Annotated in this window: 23 protein-coding genes; 11 read left to right on the top strand and 12 right to left on the bottom strand. The window is 43.4% G+C overall.

Translation table 11 applies throughout. The features are described from left to right. The first annotated feature begins 299 nt into the window (after nucleotides 1-299). A complete protein-coding gene (locus tag C9J38_RS16635) occupies nucleotides 300-1,826 on the top strand; it encodes a YifB family Mg chelatase-like AAA ATPase (protein WP_107208074.1) in 1,527 nt (508 codons plus the stop codon). Between the two features lie 64 nt (nucleotides 1,827-1,890). On the opposite strand, the gene C9J38_RS16630 is transcribed toward C9J38_RS16635, so the two are convergent. From C9J38_RS16630 to C9J38_RS16615, 4 genes are all read right to left on the bottom strand, one after another. Beyond that, nucleotides 1,891-2,493, bottom strand: a complete 603-nt coding sequence (locus tag C9J38_RS16630) for a thiol:disulfide interchange protein DsbA/DsbL (RefSeq protein ID WP_107208073.1) — start codon at nucleotides 2,491-2,493, stop codon at nucleotides 1,891-1,893. A gap of 74 nt (nucleotides 2,494-2,567) precedes the next feature. Then, nucleotides 2,568-3,554 (bottom strand): serine/threonine protein kinase, encoded by a 987-nt coding sequence (locus tag C9J38_RS16625; protein ID WP_107208072.1) that lies wholly within the window; start codon nucleotides 3,552-3,554, stop codon nucleotides 2,568-2,570. Between the two features lie 298 nt (nucleotides 3,555-3,852). Beyond that, complete coding sequence (locus C9J38_RS16620) at nucleotides 3,853-4,119, bottom strand: YihD family protein (RefSeq protein ID WP_005372361.1); 267 nt, start codon at nucleotides 4,117-4,119, stop codon at nucleotides 3,853-3,855. 174 nt (nucleotides 4,120-4,293) lie between these two features. Beyond that, a complete protein-coding gene (locus C9J38_RS16615) occupies nucleotides 4,294-4,494 on the bottom strand; it encodes a hypothetical protein (protein WP_107208071.1) in 201 nt (66 codons plus the stop codon). A gap of 346 nt (nucleotides 4,495-4,840) precedes the next feature. Here C9J38_RS16615 and C9J38_RS16610 point away from each other — a divergent pair, with 346 nt between their 5' ends. Together C9J38_RS16610 and C9J38_RS16605 are read left to right on the top strand one after the other, a co-directional pair. Beyond that, nucleotides 4,841-5,521: a FadR/GntR family transcriptional regulator gene (locus C9J38_RS16610; protein ID WP_107208070.1), complete on the top strand. Its 681-nt coding sequence runs from the start codon at nucleotides 4,841-4,843 to the stop codon at nucleotides 5,519-5,521. Nucleotides 5,522-5,695: 174 nt separating this feature from the next. Next, nucleotides 5,696-6,355: a hemolysin III family protein gene (locus tag C9J38_RS16605; protein WP_107208069.1), complete on the top strand. Its 660-nt coding sequence runs from the start codon at nucleotides 5,696-5,698 to the stop codon at nucleotides 6,353-6,355. 63 nt (nucleotides 6,356-6,418) lie between these two features. Here C9J38_RS16605 and C9J38_RS16600 read toward each other — a convergent pair whose 3' ends face one another. From C9J38_RS16600 to def, 5 genes are all read right to left on the bottom strand, one after another. After that, entirely contained in the window at nucleotides 6,419-7,864 is a 1,446-nt protein-coding gene (locus tag C9J38_RS16600; RefSeq protein WP_107208068.1) for a TrkH family potassium uptake protein, read from the bottom strand. A gap of 6 nt (nucleotides 7,865-7,870) precedes the next feature. Continuing rightward, the gene (gene trkA, locus C9J38_RS16595) at nucleotides 7,871-9,247 is read right to left on the bottom strand and encodes a Trk system potassium transporter TrkA (RefSeq protein ID WP_107208067.1); all 1,377 of its coding nucleotides are present in this window, start codon (nucleotides 9,245-9,247) and stop codon (nucleotides 7,871-7,873) included. Between the two features lie 120 nt (nucleotides 9,248-9,367). Continuing rightward, nucleotides 9,368-10,648 (bottom strand): 16S rRNA (cytosine(967)-C(5))-methyltransferase RsmB, encoded by a 1,281-nt coding sequence (rsmB, locus tag C9J38_RS16590; RefSeq protein WP_107208066.1) that lies wholly within the window; start codon nucleotides 10,646-10,648, stop codon nucleotides 9,368-9,370. Between the two features lie 88 nt (nucleotides 10,649-10,736). Then, nucleotides 10,737-11,681 carry a methionyl-tRNA formyltransferase gene (fmt, locus tag C9J38_RS16585; protein WP_107208065.1) on the bottom strand — a complete coding sequence of 315 codons (945 nt, stop codon included), beginning with the start codon at nucleotides 11,679-11,681 and terminating at the stop codon, nucleotides 10,737-10,739. Between the two features lie 16 nt (nucleotides 11,682-11,697). Next, nucleotides 11,698-12,207: a peptide deformylase gene (def, locus tag C9J38_RS16580; protein ID WP_107208064.1), complete on the bottom strand. Its 510-nt coding sequence runs from the start codon at nucleotides 12,205-12,207 to the stop codon at nucleotides 11,698-11,700. A 357-nt stretch (nucleotides 12,208-12,564) separates the two neighbouring features. Between def and C9J38_RS16575 the strand changes: the two genes are divergently transcribed. The 4 genes from C9J38_RS16575 (at nucleotide 12,565) to C9J38_RS16560 (ending at nucleotide 15,874) form a co-directional block, all read left to right on the top strand. Next, the gene (locus C9J38_RS16575; protein WP_107208063.1) at nucleotides 12,565-13,626 is read left to right on the top strand and encodes a LysM peptidoglycan-binding domain-containing protein; all 1,062 of its coding nucleotides are present in this window, start codon (nucleotides 12,565-12,567) and stop codon (nucleotides 13,624-13,626) included. A 6-nt stretch (nucleotides 13,627-13,632) separates the two neighbouring features. Beyond that, complete coding sequence (dprA, locus tag C9J38_RS16570; protein ID WP_107208062.1) at nucleotides 13,633-14,730, top strand: DNA-processing protein DprA; 1,098 nt, start codon at nucleotides 13,633-13,635, stop codon at nucleotides 14,728-14,730. Nucleotides 14,731-14,732: 2 nt separating this feature from the next. Further along, nucleotides 14,733-15,206, top strand: a complete 474-nt coding sequence (locus tag C9J38_RS16565; protein ID WP_005372379.1) for a DUF494 family protein — start codon at nucleotides 14,733-14,735, stop codon at nucleotides 15,204-15,206. A 92-nt stretch (nucleotides 15,207-15,298) separates the two neighbouring features. Continuing rightward, nucleotides 15,299-15,874 (top strand): topoisomerase DNA-binding C4 zinc finger domain-containing protein, encoded by a 576-nt coding sequence (locus C9J38_RS16560; protein WP_107208061.1) that lies wholly within the window; start codon nucleotides 15,299-15,301, stop codon nucleotides 15,872-15,874. 43 nt (nucleotides 15,875-15,917) lie between these two features. Here the strand turns inward: C9J38_RS16560 and C9J38_RS16555 are convergent, their stop codons facing one another. Beyond that, nucleotides 15,918-17,036, bottom strand: a complete 1,119-nt coding sequence (locus C9J38_RS16555; RefSeq protein ID WP_107208060.1) for a 5-(carboxyamino)imidazole ribonucleotide synthase — start codon at nucleotides 17,034-17,036, stop codon at nucleotides 15,918-15,920. After that, nucleotides 17,036-17,524: a 5-(carboxyamino)imidazole ribonucleotide mutase gene (purE, locus tag C9J38_RS16550; RefSeq protein WP_008988361.1), complete on the bottom strand. Its 489-nt coding sequence runs from the start codon at nucleotides 17,522-17,524 to the stop codon at nucleotides 17,036-17,038. The genes C9J38_RS16555 and purE overlap by 1 nt, the downstream gene beginning before the upstream one ends. A gap of 194 nt (nucleotides 17,525-17,718) precedes the next feature. Between purE and C9J38_RS16545 the strand changes: the two genes are divergently transcribed. The 4 genes from C9J38_RS16545 to C9J38_RS16530 all read left to right on the top strand — a co-directional run bounded on the left by C9J38_RS16545 (nucleotide 17,719) and on the right by C9J38_RS16530 (nucleotide 20,351). Then, nucleotides 17,719-18,276: an L-threonylcarbamoyladenylate synthase gene (locus C9J38_RS16545; RefSeq protein WP_107208059.1), complete on the top strand. Its 558-nt coding sequence runs from the start codon at nucleotides 17,719-17,721 to the stop codon at nucleotides 18,274-18,276. A gap of 12 nt (nucleotides 18,277-18,288) precedes the next feature. Continuing rightward, on the top strand, nucleotides 18,289-19,197 hold the full coding sequence (hemF, locus tag C9J38_RS16540; RefSeq protein WP_107208058.1) for an oxygen-dependent coproporphyrinogen oxidase: 909 nt from the start codon (nucleotides 18,289-18,291) through the stop codon (nucleotides 19,195-19,197). Between the two features lie 63 nt (nucleotides 19,198-19,260). Then, nucleotides 19,261-20,082: a shikimate dehydrogenase gene (aroE, locus tag C9J38_RS16535; RefSeq protein WP_107208057.1), complete on the top strand. Its 822-nt coding sequence runs from the start codon at nucleotides 19,261-19,263 to the stop codon at nucleotides 20,080-20,082. A gap of 5 nt (nucleotides 20,083-20,087) precedes the next feature. Beyond that, entirely contained in the window at nucleotides 20,088-20,351 is a 264-nt protein-coding gene (locus C9J38_RS16530; protein WP_107208056.1) for a DUF1488 domain-containing protein, read from the top strand. Nucleotides 20,352-20,404: 53 nt separating this feature from the next. On the opposite strand, the gene C9J38_RS16525 is transcribed toward C9J38_RS16530, so the two are convergent. Further along, nucleotides 20,405-20,953: a gamma carbonic anhydrase family protein gene (locus C9J38_RS16525; protein ID WP_107208055.1), complete on the bottom strand. Its 549-nt coding sequence runs from the start codon at nucleotides 20,951-20,953 to the stop codon at nucleotides 20,405-20,407. Nucleotides 20,954-21,303: the final 350 nt, after the last annotated feature.

Below are 21,303 nucleotides of genomic sequence, written 5' to 3'. Positions count from 1 at the left end.
CGGGGGCTTTTTGTTTGCGTCTTTGCGCTACTTTGCGCCAGCAAATCCCCGCTGCGGTGACATAATCACCACAATGACTTTAATAATGAGTACGAGGGATGTTGTTAAGCGCATGTATATTTGTCCAACTTTTGTTGTCTAGTTGTTGCTATATGTTAGTGGTAACACAGACATCTATCGCATGACAAGCAAAAACTGTGGTTTTTTTAGCAAACGAGCTGCATTTACAGGCATCTTATGAAACTAAAAATAAATATTTCATTAACGAATGTTTTTTTATCTCAGTGAGGTGATGGTTCATGACGCTTGCGATTGTTCATAGTCGAGCTTGTGTGGGAGTGCAGGCTCCACCTGTAACGGTAGAAGTCCACTTAAGTAATGGGTTGCCAAGTTTTACATTAGTAGGGCTACCTGAAACTACGGTAAAAGAGGCTAAAGATCGGGTTCGAAGTGCAATTATTAATGCGAATTTTGAGTTCCCATCACGACGTATCACTGTCAACTTAGCCCCTGCTGATTTGCCTAAAGAAGGAGGGCGATTTGATTTACCTATAGCGTTAGGTATTTTAGCGGCATCAGGTCAGATCCCAACAGATAAATTATCAGAGCATGAGTTTATCGGTGAATTAGCATTATCGGGAGAGTTACGACCTGTAAAGGGGGCACTGCCTGCGGCTTTAGCTGCATTAAAGGCGAAGCGTTGCTTTGTGGTGCCTGACAGTAATGGCGATCAAGTGGCTCTCGTCGGTAAAGAGGTTCATAAATCAGCATCCAATCTATTAGCCGTTTGTGGCTATTTATGCGGCCAACAACAATTAGCATTAAATTTTAGTGAGCAGCTTAAAGAAACAGCGGCTCCTTTAGAGCGAGATATGCAAGATATTATCGGGCAGCAACAAGGGAAACGTGCGTTAGAAATAGCCGCCGCCGGCGGTCATAATGTTTTGTTCCTCGGTCCTCCGGGGACGGGAAAAACTATGTTGGCATCAAGGTTATGTGATTTACTGCCGCCGATGAGTCATGAGGAAGCGTTAGAAACTGCGGCCGTCACCTCGCTCACACCACAATCCTTACACCAAGGAAATTGGTTAAAAAGGCCTTTTCGTACGCCACACCATTCGAGCTCTATGGCGGCATTAGTGGGCGGTGGTTCGGTACCTAAACCGGGAGAAATATCGTTGGCGCACAATGGGCTTTTATTTTTAGACGAGATGCCTGAATTTGAACGTAAAGTTTTAGATTCTTTACGCGAGCCATTAGAGTCAGGTCATATTGTGATTTCTCGTGCGACCAGTAAAACAACGTTTCCTGCGCGATTTCAATTGATCGGTGCGCTGAACCCAAGCCCTTCTGGGTATTATGACGGTAACCAAACACGTACCAACCCACAGGCGATATTACGTTATTTAAGTCGGTTGAGTGGCCCATTACTTGATAGGTTTGATATGTCGATTGAGATCCCTGCTCTACCCCGAGGAACGTTAACTAAAGGGGGAGATCGAGGTGATTCAACAGTAACGATTAAAGCGCGGGTCGATCATGCTCGTCAGCTAATGTTGACTCGCAGTGGTAAGGTGAATGCGCTGTTATCGACGCGAGAGTTAGAGCAGTATTGCCCACTCCAGCAAGCTGATGCGGCATTTTTAGAAAATGCGCTTCATCAGTTAGGTTTATCGGTACGAGCTTATCATCGAATCATTAAAGTGGCGCGTACGATAGCGGATTTGGCGGGAGAGCCTGATATCTCTCGAGGGCACTTAGCGGAAGCGTTAGGCTATCGCGCAATGGATAGGCTGCTTAAGCAGATTAATAGCCAAGTCATATAAGAAAAGTGTCGTTATTTGGATAATAAAAAAGGGCATTACAGCCCTTTTTTATTTTTAGATGAGATTACTTTTTCAGTAAGTAGTTTACTAACTCAAAGTATTCGTTCGCTGATTTGATTTTACCTGTTTGTACAAGGTACTTGTTGTTAACCACAACAGCAGGCACACCGGTTAGGCCTGCATCTTCAAAGGCTTTATCAGAACGGCTTACCATTGAATTTACTGCAAAGCTATTATATGCACCATCAAATTCAGCCGCAGGAACTCCCTCATCAATGAAGATTTGACGCACTTCTTCTTCATTACGTGGTGGCTTGTTCATGGTGTGGATACGGTTAAAGAACACCGGTACCATTTTATCTTGAACACCTAATACCACAGAAGTCGCGAAGGCTTTACTCATTACTTTACCCATTGGGCCGCCCATAAATGAAACATGCCTTTTTTGGAACTTTACATTTTCAGGCAATTTAGTTTTTAGCTGTTTGATCATAGGTTCAAACTGATAGCAATGCGGGCAGTATAAAGAGAAGTACTCAGTCACAATGGGGGTTTCAGATTTTGGTAGATCGAGAACTTTGTAGTAATCACCTTCGGTAAATTTTGCGGCGTGCACTGAAAATGATAGTAACGCTGCACTAGCTAGCGTGAGTAACTTCTTGAACATTGATATAACTCCCTGATTATCCTTATCACGGTTATAAATATAACCTGAATTTTTATGTTAATACGTTTTTGTGTTTACCACTGTGGCATGAGTTGTAATGGTGCATCATGCAGCGAGGCAATTTGTTCTTTGAATGCAAGCACTTGCCCTTCCCAGTATTTTGCATCAGCAAACCAAGGGAATGCACGGGGAAATGCAGGATCTTGCCATCGTTTTGCTAACCATGCCATATAATGCACCATTCTAAGACCGCGTAAAGGCTCGATTAGTTGCAATTGACGTTGATCAAAATCTGCAAATTCACCATAAGCTTCAAGTAACGTATCCAGTTGGGCTAGTTGATCGGCGCGCTCACCGTTTAATAGCATCCATAAATCTTGGACAGCAGGACCATTACGGGCATCATCAAGATCGACAAACATTGGGCCATCACGCCATAAAATATTACCTGGGTGACAGTCACCATGAAGACGAATCGCTTGCCAATCAGACGACCAATGCTGTTCAAGGTTCTTAATCAGTAGATCAAGATCGGCAAAAAAAACATTCTTAAGATGATCGGGTATAAATTGACTGTGCTCTAATAATTTTCGAGGCTGATAGACGTATTCATCCAGACCCATGGTTGGACGGTGTTGAAAAGGCTGGCGTTGCCCCACGAGATGAATGCGACCTAAATAGCGACCGACCCATTCTAATTGATCAAAATTATCGACTTCAAATTGTCGACCGCCGACACTTGGAAATAAAGCAAAACGATGACCATTAAAGGTATGTAGTGTTTTCCCATTGATATTTAGAGGTGCGGCAACAGGAATTTCATTGTCAGCCAATTCTTGTGTAAATTGGTGCTCTTCTTCAATTTGCTCATCACTCCAACGTTCTGAGCGATAGAACTTGGTGACATAACGTGCGCCATCTTCTGCTTTAAACTGGTAGACCCGATTTTCATAACTATTGAGAGCCAGTAATCCTGATTCTGCACGAACATCAATGCTATCTAAGGCATCAAGTAGCAAATCAGGTGTGAGATTCGAAAAACAAAAATCGTTTTTTTCCATGAAACAGCCTTAAAGATGGAAATTAAGGCTGCAGTTTACCTTAATCTTGAGATAACGAGAATTCAGGGGTAGATCTCTCCCCCCCTAGCGAACATGTGTTGTCATTAGTTTAGCGAAGACGTCGAATAAATCGAGTGTCGGCGCTGAGTGTTAACCATTAATATGTATCACGCTTTGTTAATAACATAATTGTAACGCAAGGCGATGGTTCAGCCTAAAATCAGTGCTTAAACTGGTGGTTTGGGCACAAAAAAGCCAGTGAATATTCACTGGCTTTTAACGTTAAATAATAGTGAGATTATTTAATAATACCGCGAGCGCGTAAGATAGCGGTTTTGAAATCATCTTCACAATCTTTTGCAAGCCCAGGGATCATGGCGTCTTTATCACTGTTACGCATCTTCAAATGATAAATCAGTACATCATCAGTGAGTGACTCTAATGGGCCGTTATACTTTGCTTCTTCAGCCAGCTTTAATAAAAACTCCACTAAATTTAGATCAGGATCTTTTTGCCATTCAGGATGAAGCAGTTCGATGAGCTCATTGACGCGATGCGTTTTCATAGTGACTCCGTAGTTGAGGCTGAGTGATCGTTATTACGAGCAAATTGTCATAGTTTTAATAGGGGTAAATTATAACAAAGCACACGGGGTTACAATCTGTTGTGCGGTGTTGTAATGACAAAACGAAGTAAAAAAAGCAGCCGAAGCTGCTTTATCTCAATCGTTTTATTATCATTACGCGATATTTTGCTTGGCGATTAATGACTGTATTTGAGTCTCTAACTCATCACGCTTTAGTTTTATATCGTTATTCGTCAATGAAATCTCAACAACGGCTGTCTGTTTCGTTTTAAAATGTGGAGCATGAGCCGTTGCACGAAGGCGTGAAGGGCTACGAGGGGTACTTACATACCTGACGGGAGATGCTGGTCGCATAAATCACCTGTTGTCAGGCTCATCCATGGCCGGAAGTTAGCAAGCTGATCGCTGAAGGGAAAATTCCCTACTGGGTTTACCCCATCCATCAGTATATCGCTTGGTTGTTAATTAGTTTGCGCTGAGAATAACAATAGCAATTTTAAAAGTCGAGTAAAAAGTAGCCGCTAAAATGCTAAGATTGAAGCATTAAGATGGTTGATTAAGCATGCCGTAAAAAAAGAATAGTAAAAGTGCTTTCGCTTGGCGTATTCAGATCCGTTTATGTTGTAATACGATGTGTGTATTACACTGCACATATTTTATGGAATAACCATATTATAAAAGAAGCCTTTGGAGAGGATGTATGGAGCAAGAGCAGCAACGCATTGTTGCCAACCGAAATTTATCTTATCGATTAGCTGAGTCTATAGGCCGCCGTATTTTGGCGGGAGAAACAGCGCCTGGTGATATTTTACCGGGTGAAGTCGAATTAGGTGACATGTATGGTGTAAGCCGTACAGCTGTTCGTGAGGCAATCAAAATGTTGGCTGCCAAAGGAATGGTGTTGCCTCGGCCACGTATTGGTACACGCGTGATGCCGAAAAAGAATTGGAACTATCTTGATCAAGATTTACTGGCTTGGTTAGATTTTGATGCCGATTCTGAATTATTAGAGGAATATCAACAAGCGCGTTTAATGTTAGAGCCAGAAGCGGCAGCATTAGCAGCTATTCATGCAACAGATGAGGAGCGTAAAGAGCTACAAAAGCTGTTGGCTGAAATGCATGAAATGGGCGATAACTTCGATCAAGAACATTGGATTGAAGTCGACACACGTTTCCATCAACTGATTTATTTTTCCTCTGGAAATCATTTTATTAGTCCGTTTGGTAACTTGTTTAAAGCGGTATTTGAAAACTACTTCCGTGTTGTTACGCGTGAACGTATTTTAAAACTTGATGCTCACCAACAAATCGTTGATGGCATTATTGCTCGCGATCCAGATGCTGCTCGACAAGCCACCTTATCACTACTACAAAAATAATAACTAACGGAGTATCGCTTATTTATCACGAGCGCTCCGTTTTTATTACGTATATTTTTATCTCATTATTATAAATATCACGAATCCTGACTTGCTTATTTTCAGCTTACAAGTGTAAGCTGAGTGGTGTGGTTATAGTAGAATAATGTCATGTTAGCGTGAGGTGGTTGAGTGATGAACAAATCGGTGGCAACTGAACAAGGGTATTCTGTTGCAGAGGAAGTAGCGAACAGTATAAGCCATGGGATCGGGCTATTATTTGGCTTGCTTGGGTTGTATTTATTACTTGAGAAAGCATTCTCTGTTAATGCTGACACGTTAAGTCTTATCAGTTATACCGTGTATGCGGTGAGCATGATATTGCTCTATTTAGCCTCTACCCTCTACCATTCGGTTTCATCACCTAAAGCGAAACGTGCGTTAAAAACGTTCGATCATTGTGCGATTTATCTTCTTATTGCTGGTACTTATACGCCTTTTTTATTGATTTCTCTGCGGACGCCATTAGCCATTGGTTTGATGAGCGTGATTTGGGGACTGGCGATTATCGGTATTATTGCCAAAATTGCATTTGTTTATCGATTTGAGAAATTATCACTGATCACTTATTTAACCATGGGTTGGTTATCGCTAATTATGATTTATCAATTAGCACTTATTTTATCGACGGGTGGTTTAGTGTTACTTGCTTTAGGCGGTGTGATTTATTCACTTGGGGTGATTTTCTACGTCAATAAACGTATCCCGTATAACCATGCAATTTGGCATTTATTTGTATTAGGTGGTTCTATTTGCCACTTTTGTGCGATTTATTTCTACGTCAAACCTGTGTAGTTCATCGCGTTGAAATGGATAAAAAAGGGAGCGCAATGCGCTCCCTTTTTGTTTTTAGTGTTATTAGTCTCGCCAAAATGCAGGTGAAAATACGACTAACACAGTCAAAATTTCTAAACGTCCCATCAACATACCTAAACTTAAGGTCCATTTTGATAAATCAGGCAAACTCGCGAAGTTACCCGTTGGACCGATAATACTCCCCATCCCCGGCCCCACATTAGCAACAGCGGTGACAGCACCTGTAATGCTGGTGATGGGATCAAGCCCTTGCAGACCTAATATCGCAGCAATGAAGATAATGGTCATGATAAAGGTCAATACTAATGCAACAACCGAGCGCACAATATCGTCAGTGACCGGTCTATCATTATAGCGTTGGACAAATAGCGCCGATGGGTGGATAGATTGCATAATTTGCTTACGTAGTAAGGCAAACGCGATCTGGAATCGAAAGATTTTTATTCCGCCACTGGTCGACCCTGAGCAAGCACCTACCAATAAAGTGAAGGCGAAAATAATACTCGGCAATGGTCCCCATGCGGTGAAATCTCCCAAGCCAAAACCTGTGGTTGTCACAACAGAAATGATGTTGAAAAATGATAATCGCAGCGAATCCATCAACGAATAATCTTTATTGAAGAACAAGCATGCAGCCACAATTAAACTGGCAACGGTCACAAACAAGGCATAACCTTTTACTTGAGCATCACCAAATAAGGTTTTTGGATGGCGTTTTTTCAAGGCTTGGACAAACAGTAAAAATGGCAAGCCGCCAGCAAACATGAAGACTGTGGCAACCCATTGTGCACTGTGCGAGAAGTGATTCATGGAGCCATCAGAAGTGGAATAACCGCCCGTCGAAATGGTTGTGAAAGCATGGTTAATGGCATCAAATGTATTCATCCCTGCAAACATAAACGAGATAATGCAGAGCAGAGTTAACGTGAGATAAACATTAACGATATTCTTTGCAACGCTCTTGGTTCGAGGTGAGCTTTTATCTGACCAATCTGATGATTCGGTTTGGAATAAACGCATACCACCGACGTTCAGCATCGGGAGGATCGCTACTGCCATCACGATAAAGCCAACCCCACCGAGCCATTGCAGTGTTGATCGCCACAGCAAAATACTGGGTGCCATATCATCTAAACCACTTAAAACGGTAGAGCCCGTTGTGGTGATCCCTGACATAGTTTCAAAGTAAGCATCGGTAAAACTAATGTGATTAATAAATACAAAAGGTAAGGCCGCAAAAGCACTGGCGACAGTCCAAACTAAGGTGGTGATCAAGAACATGTCTCGCACGCTAAGCTTAAACTCTGGGGTTTTACCTAAAGTTAAAAATAAAAAGGCAACAGAATGGGTGATCAGCACCGCAGTGGCGAAATCAATAAACCCTTCGGTACCGGTAAAAAAGGCGACTAATGTCGGCACGTACATGAACAGGGCTAGCTTAGACAGCACTAACCCTAGTACAAACAGTATGGGACGATAATTAACCATGATCAGTTACAAGAAGAAAGGACTAGGTTGGAAGAGACGTTCAACATCTGGGATGTACTTCTTATCAACAAGGAACATCACCACGTGATCGTTTTGCTCGATGACGGTACGGTCATGGGCGATTAATACTTCTTCTCCACGGACAACAGCACCAATGGTGGTACCCGGTGGTAATTTAATATCGCTGATTGCACGACCAACCACTTTAGAGGTACTGGAATCACCATGAGCGATTGCCTCAATGGCTTCTGCAGCGCCGCGACGCAATGATGATACATTAACGATATCGGCTTTTCGCACGTGGGTTAATAGCGCTGAAATCGTCGCTTGTTGCGGTGAAATCGCAATATCAATCGTACCGCCTTGCACCAAATCAACGTAAGCACCACGCTGGATAAGCACCATCACTTTCTTTGCGCCCATACGCTTAGCAAGCATGGCTGACATGATATTGGCTTCATCATCGTTAGTAACCGCAATAAAGACATCGATCTGCTCGATATGCTCTTCGCTGAGCAATTCCTGATCTGAGGCATCACCACAAAATACGATGGTATTTTGTAGCATTTCAGACAAGTTCTCAGCACGCTCTTGATTACGTTCAATCAGTTTGATGCTGTAGCTTTGCTCTAAACGACGAGCTAAACCAGCACCAACGTTACCACCACCAACAATCATCAAACGCTTATAAGGCTTCTCTAGGCGCTGAAGTTCACTCATTACGGAACGAATATGGTTACTTGCGGCGACAAAGAAGACTTCATCATCAGCTTCAATGATCGTGGTACCTTGTGGACGAATCGGTTTACCTTGACGGAAAATCGCCGCTACGCGGGTATCGATGTGTGGCATGTGTTCACGCAATGCAGATAATGCATTACCAACTAGCGGACCGCCATAGTAGGCTTTTACCGCAACAAGGCCGACTTTATCTTCTGCAAAGCTAACAACCTGTAATGCGCCTGGGTATTCAATCAGTTTTTCAATGTAATCGGTCACCAATTCTTCTGGTGCGATTAAGTGATCAACAGGAACCGCATCAGATTGAAACAGTTGTTCTTTCTCTCGTAAGTATTCAGGTGAACGAATACGAGCAACACGGTTAGGCGTATTGAAAAGAGAGAACGCAATTTGACATGCGATCATGTTAGTTTCATCGGAGTTCGTAACAGATACCAACATATCAGCATCTTGTGCCCCTGCTTCTCGTAACGTGCGAGGGTGACTGGCAAAGCCTTGTACAACTCGAAGGTCGTATTTGTCTTGCAGTTCACGCAGACGCTCGGGATCCTTATCAACGATAGTGATATCGTTATTCTCACCAACCAAGTTTTCAGCAAGGGTGCCGCCAACTTGTCCGGCACCGAGAATAATAATTTTCATAGTCTATGCCTGATGTAAATGCCTGTAGAGATCAGCTGTAAGTACAACGTTCTGATCGGCGTTATAAAATATGAAAAAGCGGAATCTTGAGAGCAAGTTCCGCTTTTATTTAAACAATGATTACTCTGCTTTTGTTAGAACAGCGTAGTAAAAACCATCCATCGACTCTTCACCTGGCAGAATTTGACGACCAGGTTTCGCTGGATCGCTGCCAATTAATGTCGCATCTGACGTTCGTGCTAAAAACGCTTTTACCTGATCGCAGTTTTCTTGTGGCGTAATAGAGCATGTCGCGTAAACCAACGTACCGCCCGGTTTTAATTGCAGCCACATTGCGTCAAAGATCTCTGCTTGAAGTGTTGCCAGTGCCGCAATATCTTCGCCACGACGTAGCCACTTAATATCAGGGTGACGACGAATAACCCCCGTCGCTGAACATGGTGCATCTAGCAAAATACGATCAAATTTGTCACCTTGCCACCATTGTTCTGGGTAACGGGCATCAGCGCATAATACGGTTGCATCAAGGTTCAAACGTGCCAAGTTTTCGTGTACACGTTTAAGGCGATTTTCATCACAGTCAATCGCAACCACTTTGGTTGATGGTACATGCTCCATGATGTGGGCTGTTTTACCACCCGGGGCTGCGCAGCAATCAAGAATTAACTCACCCGCTTTAGGCTGTAAATAATCCACCGCTAACTGAGCTGCAGCGTCTTGTACCGAGACCCAGCCATCACTAAAGCCAGGAAGCTGAGTGACATCGCATGGCGAAACTAAACGTAGCGCATCTGCAGCCTGTGGGTGTAACTCGGTTGCAATGTCTTCGGCATCTAATAAAGCGCGGTAGGCATCGCGAGTATTGTGTTGGCGATTAACACGTAGCCACATCGGTGCTTTGGTGTTATTCGCTTCACAGATATCAGCAAATTGCTCGGGATAGCTTTCTTTTAATAACTTTAATAGCCAGCTTGGATGACCATATTTACCCGCATCATGGCTGATAGCTTGCGCATCTAAGGTTTCTTGTTGACGCTGATAATTACGTAAAATAGCGTTAATAAGCCCGCGAAGTTGTGGCTTTTTAAGTGTTTTCGTTGCATTTACTGTTTCAGCTACTGCGGCATGTGCTGGAATTCGCATGTACCCGAGTTGATATAAGCCCACTAAAATTAAGTGGTGGAATACGCGTTGCTTACCTTTTAACGGCTTATCCATTAACGCTTGGGTAATAGATTCTAAGCGAGGAAGCCAGCGAAGTACGCCATAGCAGATCTCTTGCAATAAAGCGTGGTCACGCTCTCTGATATCTTGTTGCGCAGCAGGAAGCGCGGCGGTTAATGACTGCCCTTGATCGACGACCTGATAAATAACTTTGGCCGCTGTGGCTCTTACATTCATAGCTGTTTCCTGAACTCGCCGTTAGTGCTGGCGATAACAATGTGGAACTTAAAAAGAAAAGCCAGTGACTACACACTGGCCTTGATATTTATAGCTGAGCGCCAGATTCAAACCATTCTCGACGAGAATTAAGCAAATCTGCTGCTGTCATCGCTTTCTTACCTGGCGGTTGCAGCGATAATAAGCGCAATGCGCCATTACCTGTCGCAACTAAGATACCTTGCTTATCAGCAGATAAAATTGTACCCGGTGCTTTACCTTGATTGTCAGCTTCAACAGCCGCTTGCCAAACTTTGATGTTTTGTTCAGCAACGGTGAAGTAACTCATTGGCCACGGGTTAAACGCACGAACGCAGCGCTCAATCGCAGCGGCATCCATTGTCCAATCAATTAACGCTTCTTCTTTGCTCAGCTTCTTGGCGTAGTTTGCTTGCTCATCGTCCTGCTTAACGGCTACGGCTGTGCCATTAGCAATATCAGATAAGCAATCAATTAAGGCATCAGGGCCAAGATCGGCTAATTTTTCGTACATGGTAGCGCTAGTATCTGATGCTTCAATTGGCAAGGTTGCCACTTTTAGCATATCACCCGTATCAAGGCCGATATCCATCTGCATGATAGTTACGCCAGTTTCTGTATCTCCCGCCCAAATAGAGCGTTGGATCGGCGCTGCACCACGCCAACGTGGAAGAATAGAACCGTGTACATTAATACAACCTAAACGTGGCGTATCTAATACTTCTTGCGGTAATAATAAGCCGTATGCCACCACAACCATGATATCTGCGTCAATGGCAGCTAATTCTTGTTGTGCTTCTTCATTGCGTAATGAAGCTGGTTGATAAACCGGAATATCATGTTCAAGCGCGATATTTTTAACTGGGCTTGCCGTTAGTTTTTTACCACGACCCGCTGGGCGATCAGGTTGAGTGTAAACAGCAACAACTTGGTGCTGTGAAGACAACAACGCCGCCAAATGACGGGCGGCGAAGTCAGGAGTACCTGCAAAAACGATGCGTAATGGTTTGCTCAAGGTAACCTCTAAATAATTAGTTTTTTGCGTTATGGCGTTTAATTTTATCTAGTTTCTGTTTAATGCGCTGACGTTTTAAAGGTGATAAATAGTCAACAAATAGCTTGCCAGCTAAGTGATCTAATTCATGTTGTACACAAATCGCCAATAAGCCATCAGCTTTGAAGCTGTATTCTTTACCGTCACGATCCAGCGCAGTAACACTTACGCCTGCTGCGCGTGGTACAAAACCTCGCGCGGTAGGAACCGATAAACAGCCTTCTTCGATACCATCTTCACCGTGCTCTTCAGTAATTTCAGGGTTCACTAGTACCATAGGTTGGTTACGTTCTTCTGATACGTCAATCACTACAATACGTTGGTGAATATCAACTTGGGTTGCCGCAAGACCAATGCCTTCTTCGTCGTACATGGTCTCCAACATATCATCGATAATTGTTTGGATTTCAGGTGTTATCGCTTCGACTGGTTTAGCTACAGTTCGTAGGCGTTCATCAGGAAAGGTTAGAACGTGTAATACAGACATAAGGACTCGAATTCGTTAACGGAAACTAAAAAATAAAACGCTGTTGGTCTAATTCTAGTCATTTTAAAGATCAAATAACAGTACCGAATTTTTTGTCATAGGTGAAAGACAAAGAATGAAAAAGCGTCCGTCAGTATTTTATTGGCAAAGTGATTAGTGTTAGCCGTAAGCAAACTTGACGCTATTGAGTTGCAACAGTTATCTATAAATAGTGACGTGAACCGAAAAGCGCTTTTTGCTCATCGTTAAACAGTCGACATATCAATAGGCTAATGCCAGTCTGAGACGATAAACGTATTTTATTTGTTGTAAGGCGGAGCCTTACGATTCGGTTGTGTTATCCAAGGAAGCGATCTCATGAAGCAATTGGGCATTATTCTTAGCTTTATGCTTTTTATCCCCTCTCTGTTTGCTGCGCCATCTCCATTACTTAAAAAAGATATACCAGAAGTCTACATCGTTAAGAAAGGTGATACGTTATGGGATATTTCTGGGGTATTTCTCGAAAACCCATGGTCATGGCCACAATTGTGGGAAAAGAATAGCTACATTAAAAACCCACACCTTATTTACCCAGGTGATCGCCTCCATCTTATCTGGGTTAATGGGCAGCCAAAACTGAGTTTGAAAAAGCATGTAAAACTGTCGCCAAAAGCGCGAGTTATTCGTGATCCTATTACGACCCTACCGGGATACTTAATGTTGGAGTACGTGGCTGAAAATAAATTAATCAGTCAAGAATCAGCCAAAACACAACCGCAAGTGTTAGGCTCAAGCGATGAACGTGGTTACTTGTCTGTCGGTGATATTGTATGGGCAGATCAGCCTTTGGCACCGACAACACAATGGCGTGTTTACCGTATTGAAGAAACGTTTACACGTAATGATTCAGCAACGGAGACAAGCCCTGAAGTTGATGTAAAGGTCATGACATTAAAGGAGATTGCTGATTTAACCGTCACTGCAGCCGATGATAAAACCAGTCAATTACGGGTTGATACCTACCGTCAGGAAATCAATCAAAACGATATTTTATTACCATTATTAGTGAGCGGAGAGCCTAACTTATCGTTTTCACCCTCAACACCGCCAGAGTCAATGACTGCCAATGTGATTGGGCAACTTGAAGGGCGTAGTTACATCTCTAGCTTCGATGTTGTGGTATTAGATCGTGGGCATTTAGATGGTGTGGAATCAGGCTTTGTATTTGATTTATACAAACAAGGCGCCAAAGTTCAAGGTAAAAAAGGCAGTTACCATTACAAAGATAACCCATTAACAGGCTCTACCCAGTTGGGTGAAGTCTCAGTGGGTAAATTAATGGTGCTTCGTCCTTATGAGCACTTTAGTTTAGCTGTGGTGATGCAAAGCTTAGAACCATTCAAGCCGGGTGTTATTGCTGTTCCACCAACGCGTTAAGATCTCATGAGTGAATCACTCTACCCATGGTTAGTATTAGCGATGACCCCGTATTTAGGTGGTCATCGCATTAATAAACTCTTGCGTCATGTTTCGGCGCAACAATGTGTTGGCTCTTCATTTGATCAGTTGTGTCAGCTAGGTTTGACTCACCAACAAGCCACAGCGATTATTTCCCCCAACCAACAGCGTATCGATCAAGCGTTGCGTTGGCAGCAACATCCGGATCAACATATTTTGACTCTAGATTCTCCTGCTTACCCTTATTTACTGAAACAAATATCATCTCCACCGCCACTGTTATTTGTCCGTGGTGAGGTCGCTTATCTAGCTCAACCACAAGTGGCGATTATTGGTAGTCGCGCCGCTTCCATTGATGGTAGAGAGGCGGCATTTAATTTCGGGTATGCACTAGGGCAAGCGGAGTATGTGGTTACCAGCGGACTTGCTTTAGGAATTGATGGACAAGCTCATCTGGGGGCATTGAAGTCCGGCGGCGCTACCGTTGCGGTGTTAGGCTCTGGTTTAGATCAGATTTATCCTGCTCGCCATCGTCAGTTAGCGAATGAGATTGTAGAGCAAGGGGCATTGGTTTCAGAGTTTTGGCCTGATGAAAAACCTCGTCCACAAAACTTTCCGCGTCGCAATCGAGTGATCAGTGGATTGTCGACAGGCGTATTGGTAGTTGAAGCGGCAGAAAAAAGCGGCTCATTGATTACTGCGCGTTATGCGTTAGAGCAAGGACGAGAAGTGTTTGCCCTTCCAGGCTCTATCTATAATGCGCAAAGTCGAGGCTGTAATGCATTGATAAAATCTGGTGCTAAACTGGTAGAAAGCCCCGCAGATATCTTTAATGAAGTCGGAACCTTAACTGAGTGCGCAATAAATAACCAAATAGGCTTGCCTTTTCCACAACCTGAAAATGAAGAATTGCCATTTCCAGCTCTGTTGGCTAACGTAGGCACCGAAGCAACACCCGTAGATGTAGTTGCTGAACGCTGTGAACAGCCTGTCCATGAAGTATTAACCCAACTTTTAGAGTTGGAATTACTGGGCCTGGTCAGTGCAGTACCTGGTGGTTATGTCAGAACGAGGAGGAGCTAGTCATGATGGACATTCTTATGTACCTGTTTGAAACTTACATCCAAAGTGATGCTGAGTTGATGTTTGATCAAGATGAACTTTCCGAAGAGTTAATTCGTGCTGGGTTCCATCAAGATGATATTTATAAAGCGCTTAATTGGTTAGAACAACTCGCAGCGTTACAAGAAACTGAACATACTCCTTATGTAAATAACTGCGCAGCAACATCAATGCGTGTGTATACCGAGCAAGAGATGATCCGTATGGATGTCACTTGTCGCGGTTTCTTGATGTATCTTGAGCAAATCCATGTGCTAAATGCCGATACCCGTGAAATGGTGATTGATCGGATCATGGAGCTCGATACCAATGAATTTTCATTAGATGATTTGAAGTGGATTATCTTAATGGTGCTGTTTAATGCCCCCGGTAATGAAACAGCGTATAGCCAGATGGAAGAGTTGCTATACGGTGCGGAAGACGGTGCAGTGCATTAAAATTAGCGGGCCTTAAAGTGGCCCGTTATTGTATCTATGCTATTTGTCGCGATAGCGTGTAAAACGCGATATTCCTTTTTAAGCGAGCAGTAATGACAACCAATAACCCACCTTTATTCTCTGCCCATGAGCAGGCGTTATCACATACACCGTGCCCACAATGTGGTGGCGAATTAGTGATGCGATTTGGTAAGCGTGGTCCTTTTCTTGGTTGCGATCATTATCCGAGTTGTGACTATATTCAGCCATTAAATCACAACGATGGACATGTAGTGAAAGAGCTCGATATGCCTTGTCCTGAATGTGAGAGCTCATTGGTATTACGCCAAGGTCGTTATGGAATGTTTATTGGGTGTTCAGCATACCCTGCTTGTCACTATTTAGCCTCAACGGAAAAGAAAGCAGAGAATACCGATGTTGGATGTCCTGAATGTCATAAAGGCCATTTAACTGAGCGTAAATCCCGTTATGGCAAAGTGTTTTACGCCTGTGATCAGTATCCAAGCTGTCGCTTTGCTGTGAATAACAAACCCGTTGTCGGTACGTGCCTACAATGTGGCTTTGGTTTGCTAATTGAAAAGAAATTAGCCAGTGGTGTGAAACTGCAATGTGCAGATAGAAAGTGCCATGCTTATCAAGATCCTGATAGTGTTGATAAAACAGCATAAAAAAAGCCTGCTCAGACGCAGGCTTTTTAAATTGGAGTAAATATTAACGCGGCAGTGCGGGGAAATCCTTCTCATCCAGCAAGCTTGATAACATGATCAAACGATACTGCAATTGCTCTGGTGTATCAGCACACACGTTAATGTGCCCCATTTTACGCCCTGCTCGTTTTTCTTTACCGTACCAGTGTACATGGCAACCTTCTTGGGCATAAACCGCATCAGGAATGCTATCTAAACCTAAGATATTGATCATCGCACTTGGACGAATGAGTTGAGTACTACCAAGAGGAAAATCACATACCGCGCGTAAGTGGTTTTCAAACTGACATGTTTCTGCACCTTGCTGTGTCCAGTGGCCTGAGTTATGAACCCGTGGTGCGATTTCGTTTACCAGTAGTTCGCCATCGAGATCGAAAAACTCGATAGCTAACACGCCGACATAATCAAGGCTATTAGCGACGGCACGGAACATGTTATCGGCTTGCGCTTGCAGTGGTGAATCACCCACAATCGCAGTTGATAAACTCAGTACGCCATCAGTATGGACATTCTCAGTTAAGTTAAATACCTGAATATCACCACTGCGATTACGGGCACCAATCAATGATACTTCGCGTTGAAAAGGAATAAATTGCTCAGCAACAATAGCCTGATTAGGAGAATCAGCAATACATTGCGCCATTTCAGGCCAAATATCATCAATCTGTGCGCTTTCTTTTAAGCGCCACTGCCCTTTACCGTCGTAGCCACCTAATGCACTTTTTAACACCAGCGGTAACCCGATTTTTTCAATTGCAGTAAGAAGATCTGCACGTTCAGTGATTTCATGGTATTTAGCATTGCGCACGCCAGCATTATCTAATAACGCTTTTTCTAGACGACGATCGCCACCGGCTTTGATTGCTTCTGGCGTTGGGAAGAACTTCTCGCTGGCAGCACAAATATCTAAAATATCGTGAGGAATATGTTCAAACTCGGCAGTAATCGCATCAACGTCATTAATCGCTTCAACGAGCGAGTTCGACATTGCTTGTTGGGTAAGAGGATGAACCACTTTATCACTCTCTACATCATAAGCGATCACATTGATGTTAAGAGGAGCGCCAGCCAGTGCCATCATACGGGCAAGTTGGCCAGCACCAAGGACTAGCACATTATTCATTATGCATCCTCTGCTGGATTTGGGTTGCTTAATACCGTTTCTGTTTGCTCTTTGCGGAAAGCATCAATAGCGGCCAGTACTTGCTCATCTTGAGTGCCGATAATTTGTGCGGCTAAGAGACCTGCATTGGCAGCCCCTGCATCACCAATTGCTAAGGTACCAACAGCAATACCTTTGGGCATTTGAACGATAGAAAGCAATGAATCCATTCCTTTTAGTGCACGTGATTGCACTGGTACGCCTAATACAGGCACGCTAGTGAAAGCCGCTGTCATCCCCGGTAAGTGAGCTGCACCGCCAGCACCAGCGATGATCACTTTAATGCCACGCTCTTGTGCACTTTCAGCGTATTCGGTTAATAAATGTGGCGTGCGGTGAGCCGAAACGACCTTTGTCTCATAAGGAACATTGAAACGATCAAGCATCTCAGCCGCATGTTGCATGGTTGGCCAATCAGATTTTGAACCCATGATAATTCCAACTTTCATCTCATTCTCCTTCAGGTCATAACTTAACATCGTGTTGATGGCTGCATTATACGGTGATTTAGCTCAAAGGAAAACGTTTGCGTCATGAATATTGACTGTCTTATAACCGAGCATGGAGTTGTGACTAAGGAGTAGGTAGAATGAAATTGAGAAAGTAAAACAACAATATTTGCTGAACAAATAATGAGGATACTGTGGAGAATTTTGCTCAAGTCGTCGCAGCTTTAAAGCAAGGTGAAGTGATCGGGTACCCAACCGAAGCGGTGTTTGGTGTCGGCTGTGATCCGGATAATCAAGAAGCGGTTGAAAAACTATTAGCGATCAAACAACGCCCAGTGGAAAAGGGCTTAATTTTGATCGCGGCGAATTACGATCAGCTGCTGTCATATATTGATGAAAACCAATTGACCGAACAACAAAAGCAAACCGTGATGGCAACATGGCCAGGGCCTGTGACTTGGGTAATGCCGACTAAGCCTAATGTTCCCTCGTTTTTAACGGGGCAATTTACTACGATTGCGGTACGTGTGAGTGATCATCCACTCGTGCAACGCTTATGTTTGGAGTTTGGTAAACCTATTACCTCAACCAGCGCAAATTTAACAGGCCAAGAGCCAGGTCGAACAGCGCAAGAGGTTGAACAACAGTTAGGGCATTGTTTAGCTGCAATCTTGCAAGGTGAAACAGGCGGACGTACCAATCCTTCCGAGATACGTGATGCGCTTAATGGCAATATCTTCCGTCAAGGGTAAGGGATAAAGAGTATGGATAGCCAAGTAGATAAAAGTGCAGTTAAAGCCTTTTTGTTGGATTTACAAGATCGTATTTGCCAAGCATTAGAGCAACAAGAAACAACCGTCGCGTTTGAACAAGACCAATGGCAGCGTGAAGAAGGTGGCGGTGGTCGTAGTCGTGTATTACGTGATGGCGAAATCTTCGAGCAAGCAGGTGTGAATTTTTCTCATGTTTATGGTGCTGAAATGCCAGCTTCTGCAACAGCACATCGCCCAGAATTAGCAGGTCGTCGTTTTGAAGCGATGGGCGTGTCATTGGTTATTCACCCTCGCAACCCTTATGTGCCAACCTCTCATGCCAATGTTCGCTTCTTTATCGCAGAAAAAGACGGTGAAGCTCCGGTTTGGTGGTTTGGTGGTGGCTTTGATCTTACCCCGTTCTATCCTTTCGAAGAAGATTGCCAACACTGGCATGATACAGCTAAACAGTTGTGTGCGCCGTTTGGTGATGATGTTTATCAACAGCACAAAGCATGGTGTGATAAATACTTCTTCTTACCGCACCGTAATGAAACCCGCGGTATAGGCGGTCTATTCTTTGATGATCTCAATCAATGGGGATTTGATAAGAGTTTTGCTTATATGCAAGCGGTAGGTAATGGCTTTATCAATGCCTACATGCCGATAGTACAACAGCGTTATTATCTACCCTATGGTGAACGTGAACGGGAGTTTCAGTTATACCGTCGTGGACGTTATGTCGAATTTAATTTGGTTTATGATCGTGGCACTTTGTTTGGTTTACAGAGTGGCGGAAGAACGGAATCTATTTTAATGTCGATGCCACCATTAGCACGTTGGGAGTACTGCTATGAACCAGAGCCCAATTCAGCAGAAGCGCGACTGTATCAAGATTATTTAAAACCACGAGAGTGGTAATCAATTATTGAGCTCAGATCACGGAGTGATAGAGCCTTCTTAATATAAAGAGAGAATTCGTATATGGATAAGTACGTCGTATTTGGTAACCCAATCGGACAAAGTAAATCTCCATTCATTCATACCTTATTTGCCCGTCAAACAAGTCAACAGATGACATATACCAGTCAACTTGTTGCCATTGATGGTTTTGTGCAAGCGGCAGATATGTTTTTTAATGATGGTGGTAAAGGTTGTAACATTACGGTGCCATTTAAAGAGCAAGCTTATCAATATGCGACCAAGCTAACTGAACGTGCTCGCTTGGCTGGTGCCGTAAATACACTTAAGAAATTGGATGACGGCGGTGTATTAGGTGATAACACTGATGGTGAAGGCCTTGTTCAAGATCTGATCAATCAACAGGTCGAATTAAAAGATCAACGCATCTTATTGTTAGGTGCCGGTGGTGCTGCTCGTGGTGTGCTTTTACCATTATTAGCACAGCAACCTAAACAATTGGTTATAGCCAACCGCACAGTAAGCAAAGCAAAACAATTGGCAGAGCTGTTTTCTTCTTACGGTAATGTTATTGCACTAGAGCACGCCGAACTCGAAAACCAAACCTTTGATGTGATCATCAACTCAACGTCAGCCAGCCTATCTGGAGATGTGCCAGCGATATCTCCAACGGTGATTGGTACGAATACCACGTGCTATGACATGGTGTATGGCTCAGCAATAACCTCTTTTAATGGTTGGGCGAAAGAGCATGGCGCAGTAAAGGTGTTAGATGGGTTAGGAATGCTCGTTGGACAAGCTGCTGAAAGCTTTATGTTATGGCGCGGGCTTCGTCCGGGAGCTAAACAAGTACAACGTGAGTTGCGCCGAACTTTACAAGAGTAAAAGTAATGAACCAAGATATTCTATTTTCAGATATTCAATCATGGGATGCTGTTCGCCAAGCCGTTAACTTCCCTGCTCAGCAAGGCGGCGCACTGATCATCTGTTGGGTAACCTTAAACTGGCTACAACAGCACAGTGGTAAAGCCTTAAATAACGAAGCTGATATCCTCGCTGAGTTTTCTTCATTGCGTTTTGATCTTGAAGAGTTGGCTGAAGAAATGATTGAAGATGAATGTTTTGACGATAATGGTGATATCGTTATTGGCTAAGTCACTCAAATAATTATCGAGAAGCCTTATCGTTAGATAAGGCTTCTTTTTATTTACAGCGGAAGTTCTTCGCAAAGGTACTCATTTTTGAGTCGCACATAGTTATCTGCTGATTGTGATAAAAAGGTTTTCTCTTTGTCCGTTAAAGGGCGGGCTTGTTTGGCGGGACTGCCAACATAAAGAAAACCAGATGCTAGGCGTTTATTGGGTGGAACCAAACTGCCTGCGCCAATGATGACATCATCTTCGATAATAGCCCCATCTAAAATAATTGCGCCCATCCCCACTAAAACACGATGACCTATTTGGCAACCATGTAACATCGCTTTATGTCCCACCGTTACATCATCACCAATAATCAGCGGAAAGCCATCAGGGTGATCATCACTGACACGGCTAACGTGTAGCACGCTACCATCTTGAATATTCGTACGTTTACCGATAGTGATGTAGTTCACATCGCCACGCGCAGCGACTAAAGGCCAAATACTACTGTCATCATCACAGCGAATATCCCCCACTAAAACACAAGATGGATCAACATAGACATTATTTTCCAGTGTTGGATGAATATTTTTATAGCTACGTAATGAGGAAGTCATAGTAATACCTGTATAGGGGACGGATTTTTAACCAAGAGTAACTAAATAGACGCGTGAATTGTAGTCAATCAATAGCACTCTGAGTATTATTTGTTCGAGTGATTAAATATGTCAGAATTATTTCACTTTAGCCCTTGCTAATGTGATCGAACTCTCTATACTACGACCCCACTGAGACAGACAACGGCGCAAGCGGTTACCGAGTTCAGTATTGTTCTTTAACAATTTGACCATGCAATCTGTGTGGGCACTCGTTGAAAAGTTAAGTCGAAAGATTTATCAATGATACTAGTGACCAATACAAATAACTCATCTCTTTATAGAGAAGGATTATTTGGCACAGTCAATTC

It is taken from the genome of Photobacterium sp. GB-210 (assembly GCF_003026075.1).
Taxonomy (GTDB): domain Bacteria; phylum Pseudomonadota; class Gammaproteobacteria; order Enterobacterales; family Vibrionaceae; genus Photobacterium.
The sequence above is the reverse complement of the archived record's forward strand: the minus strand, read 5'-3'. Positions and strand labels throughout refer to the sequence as shown.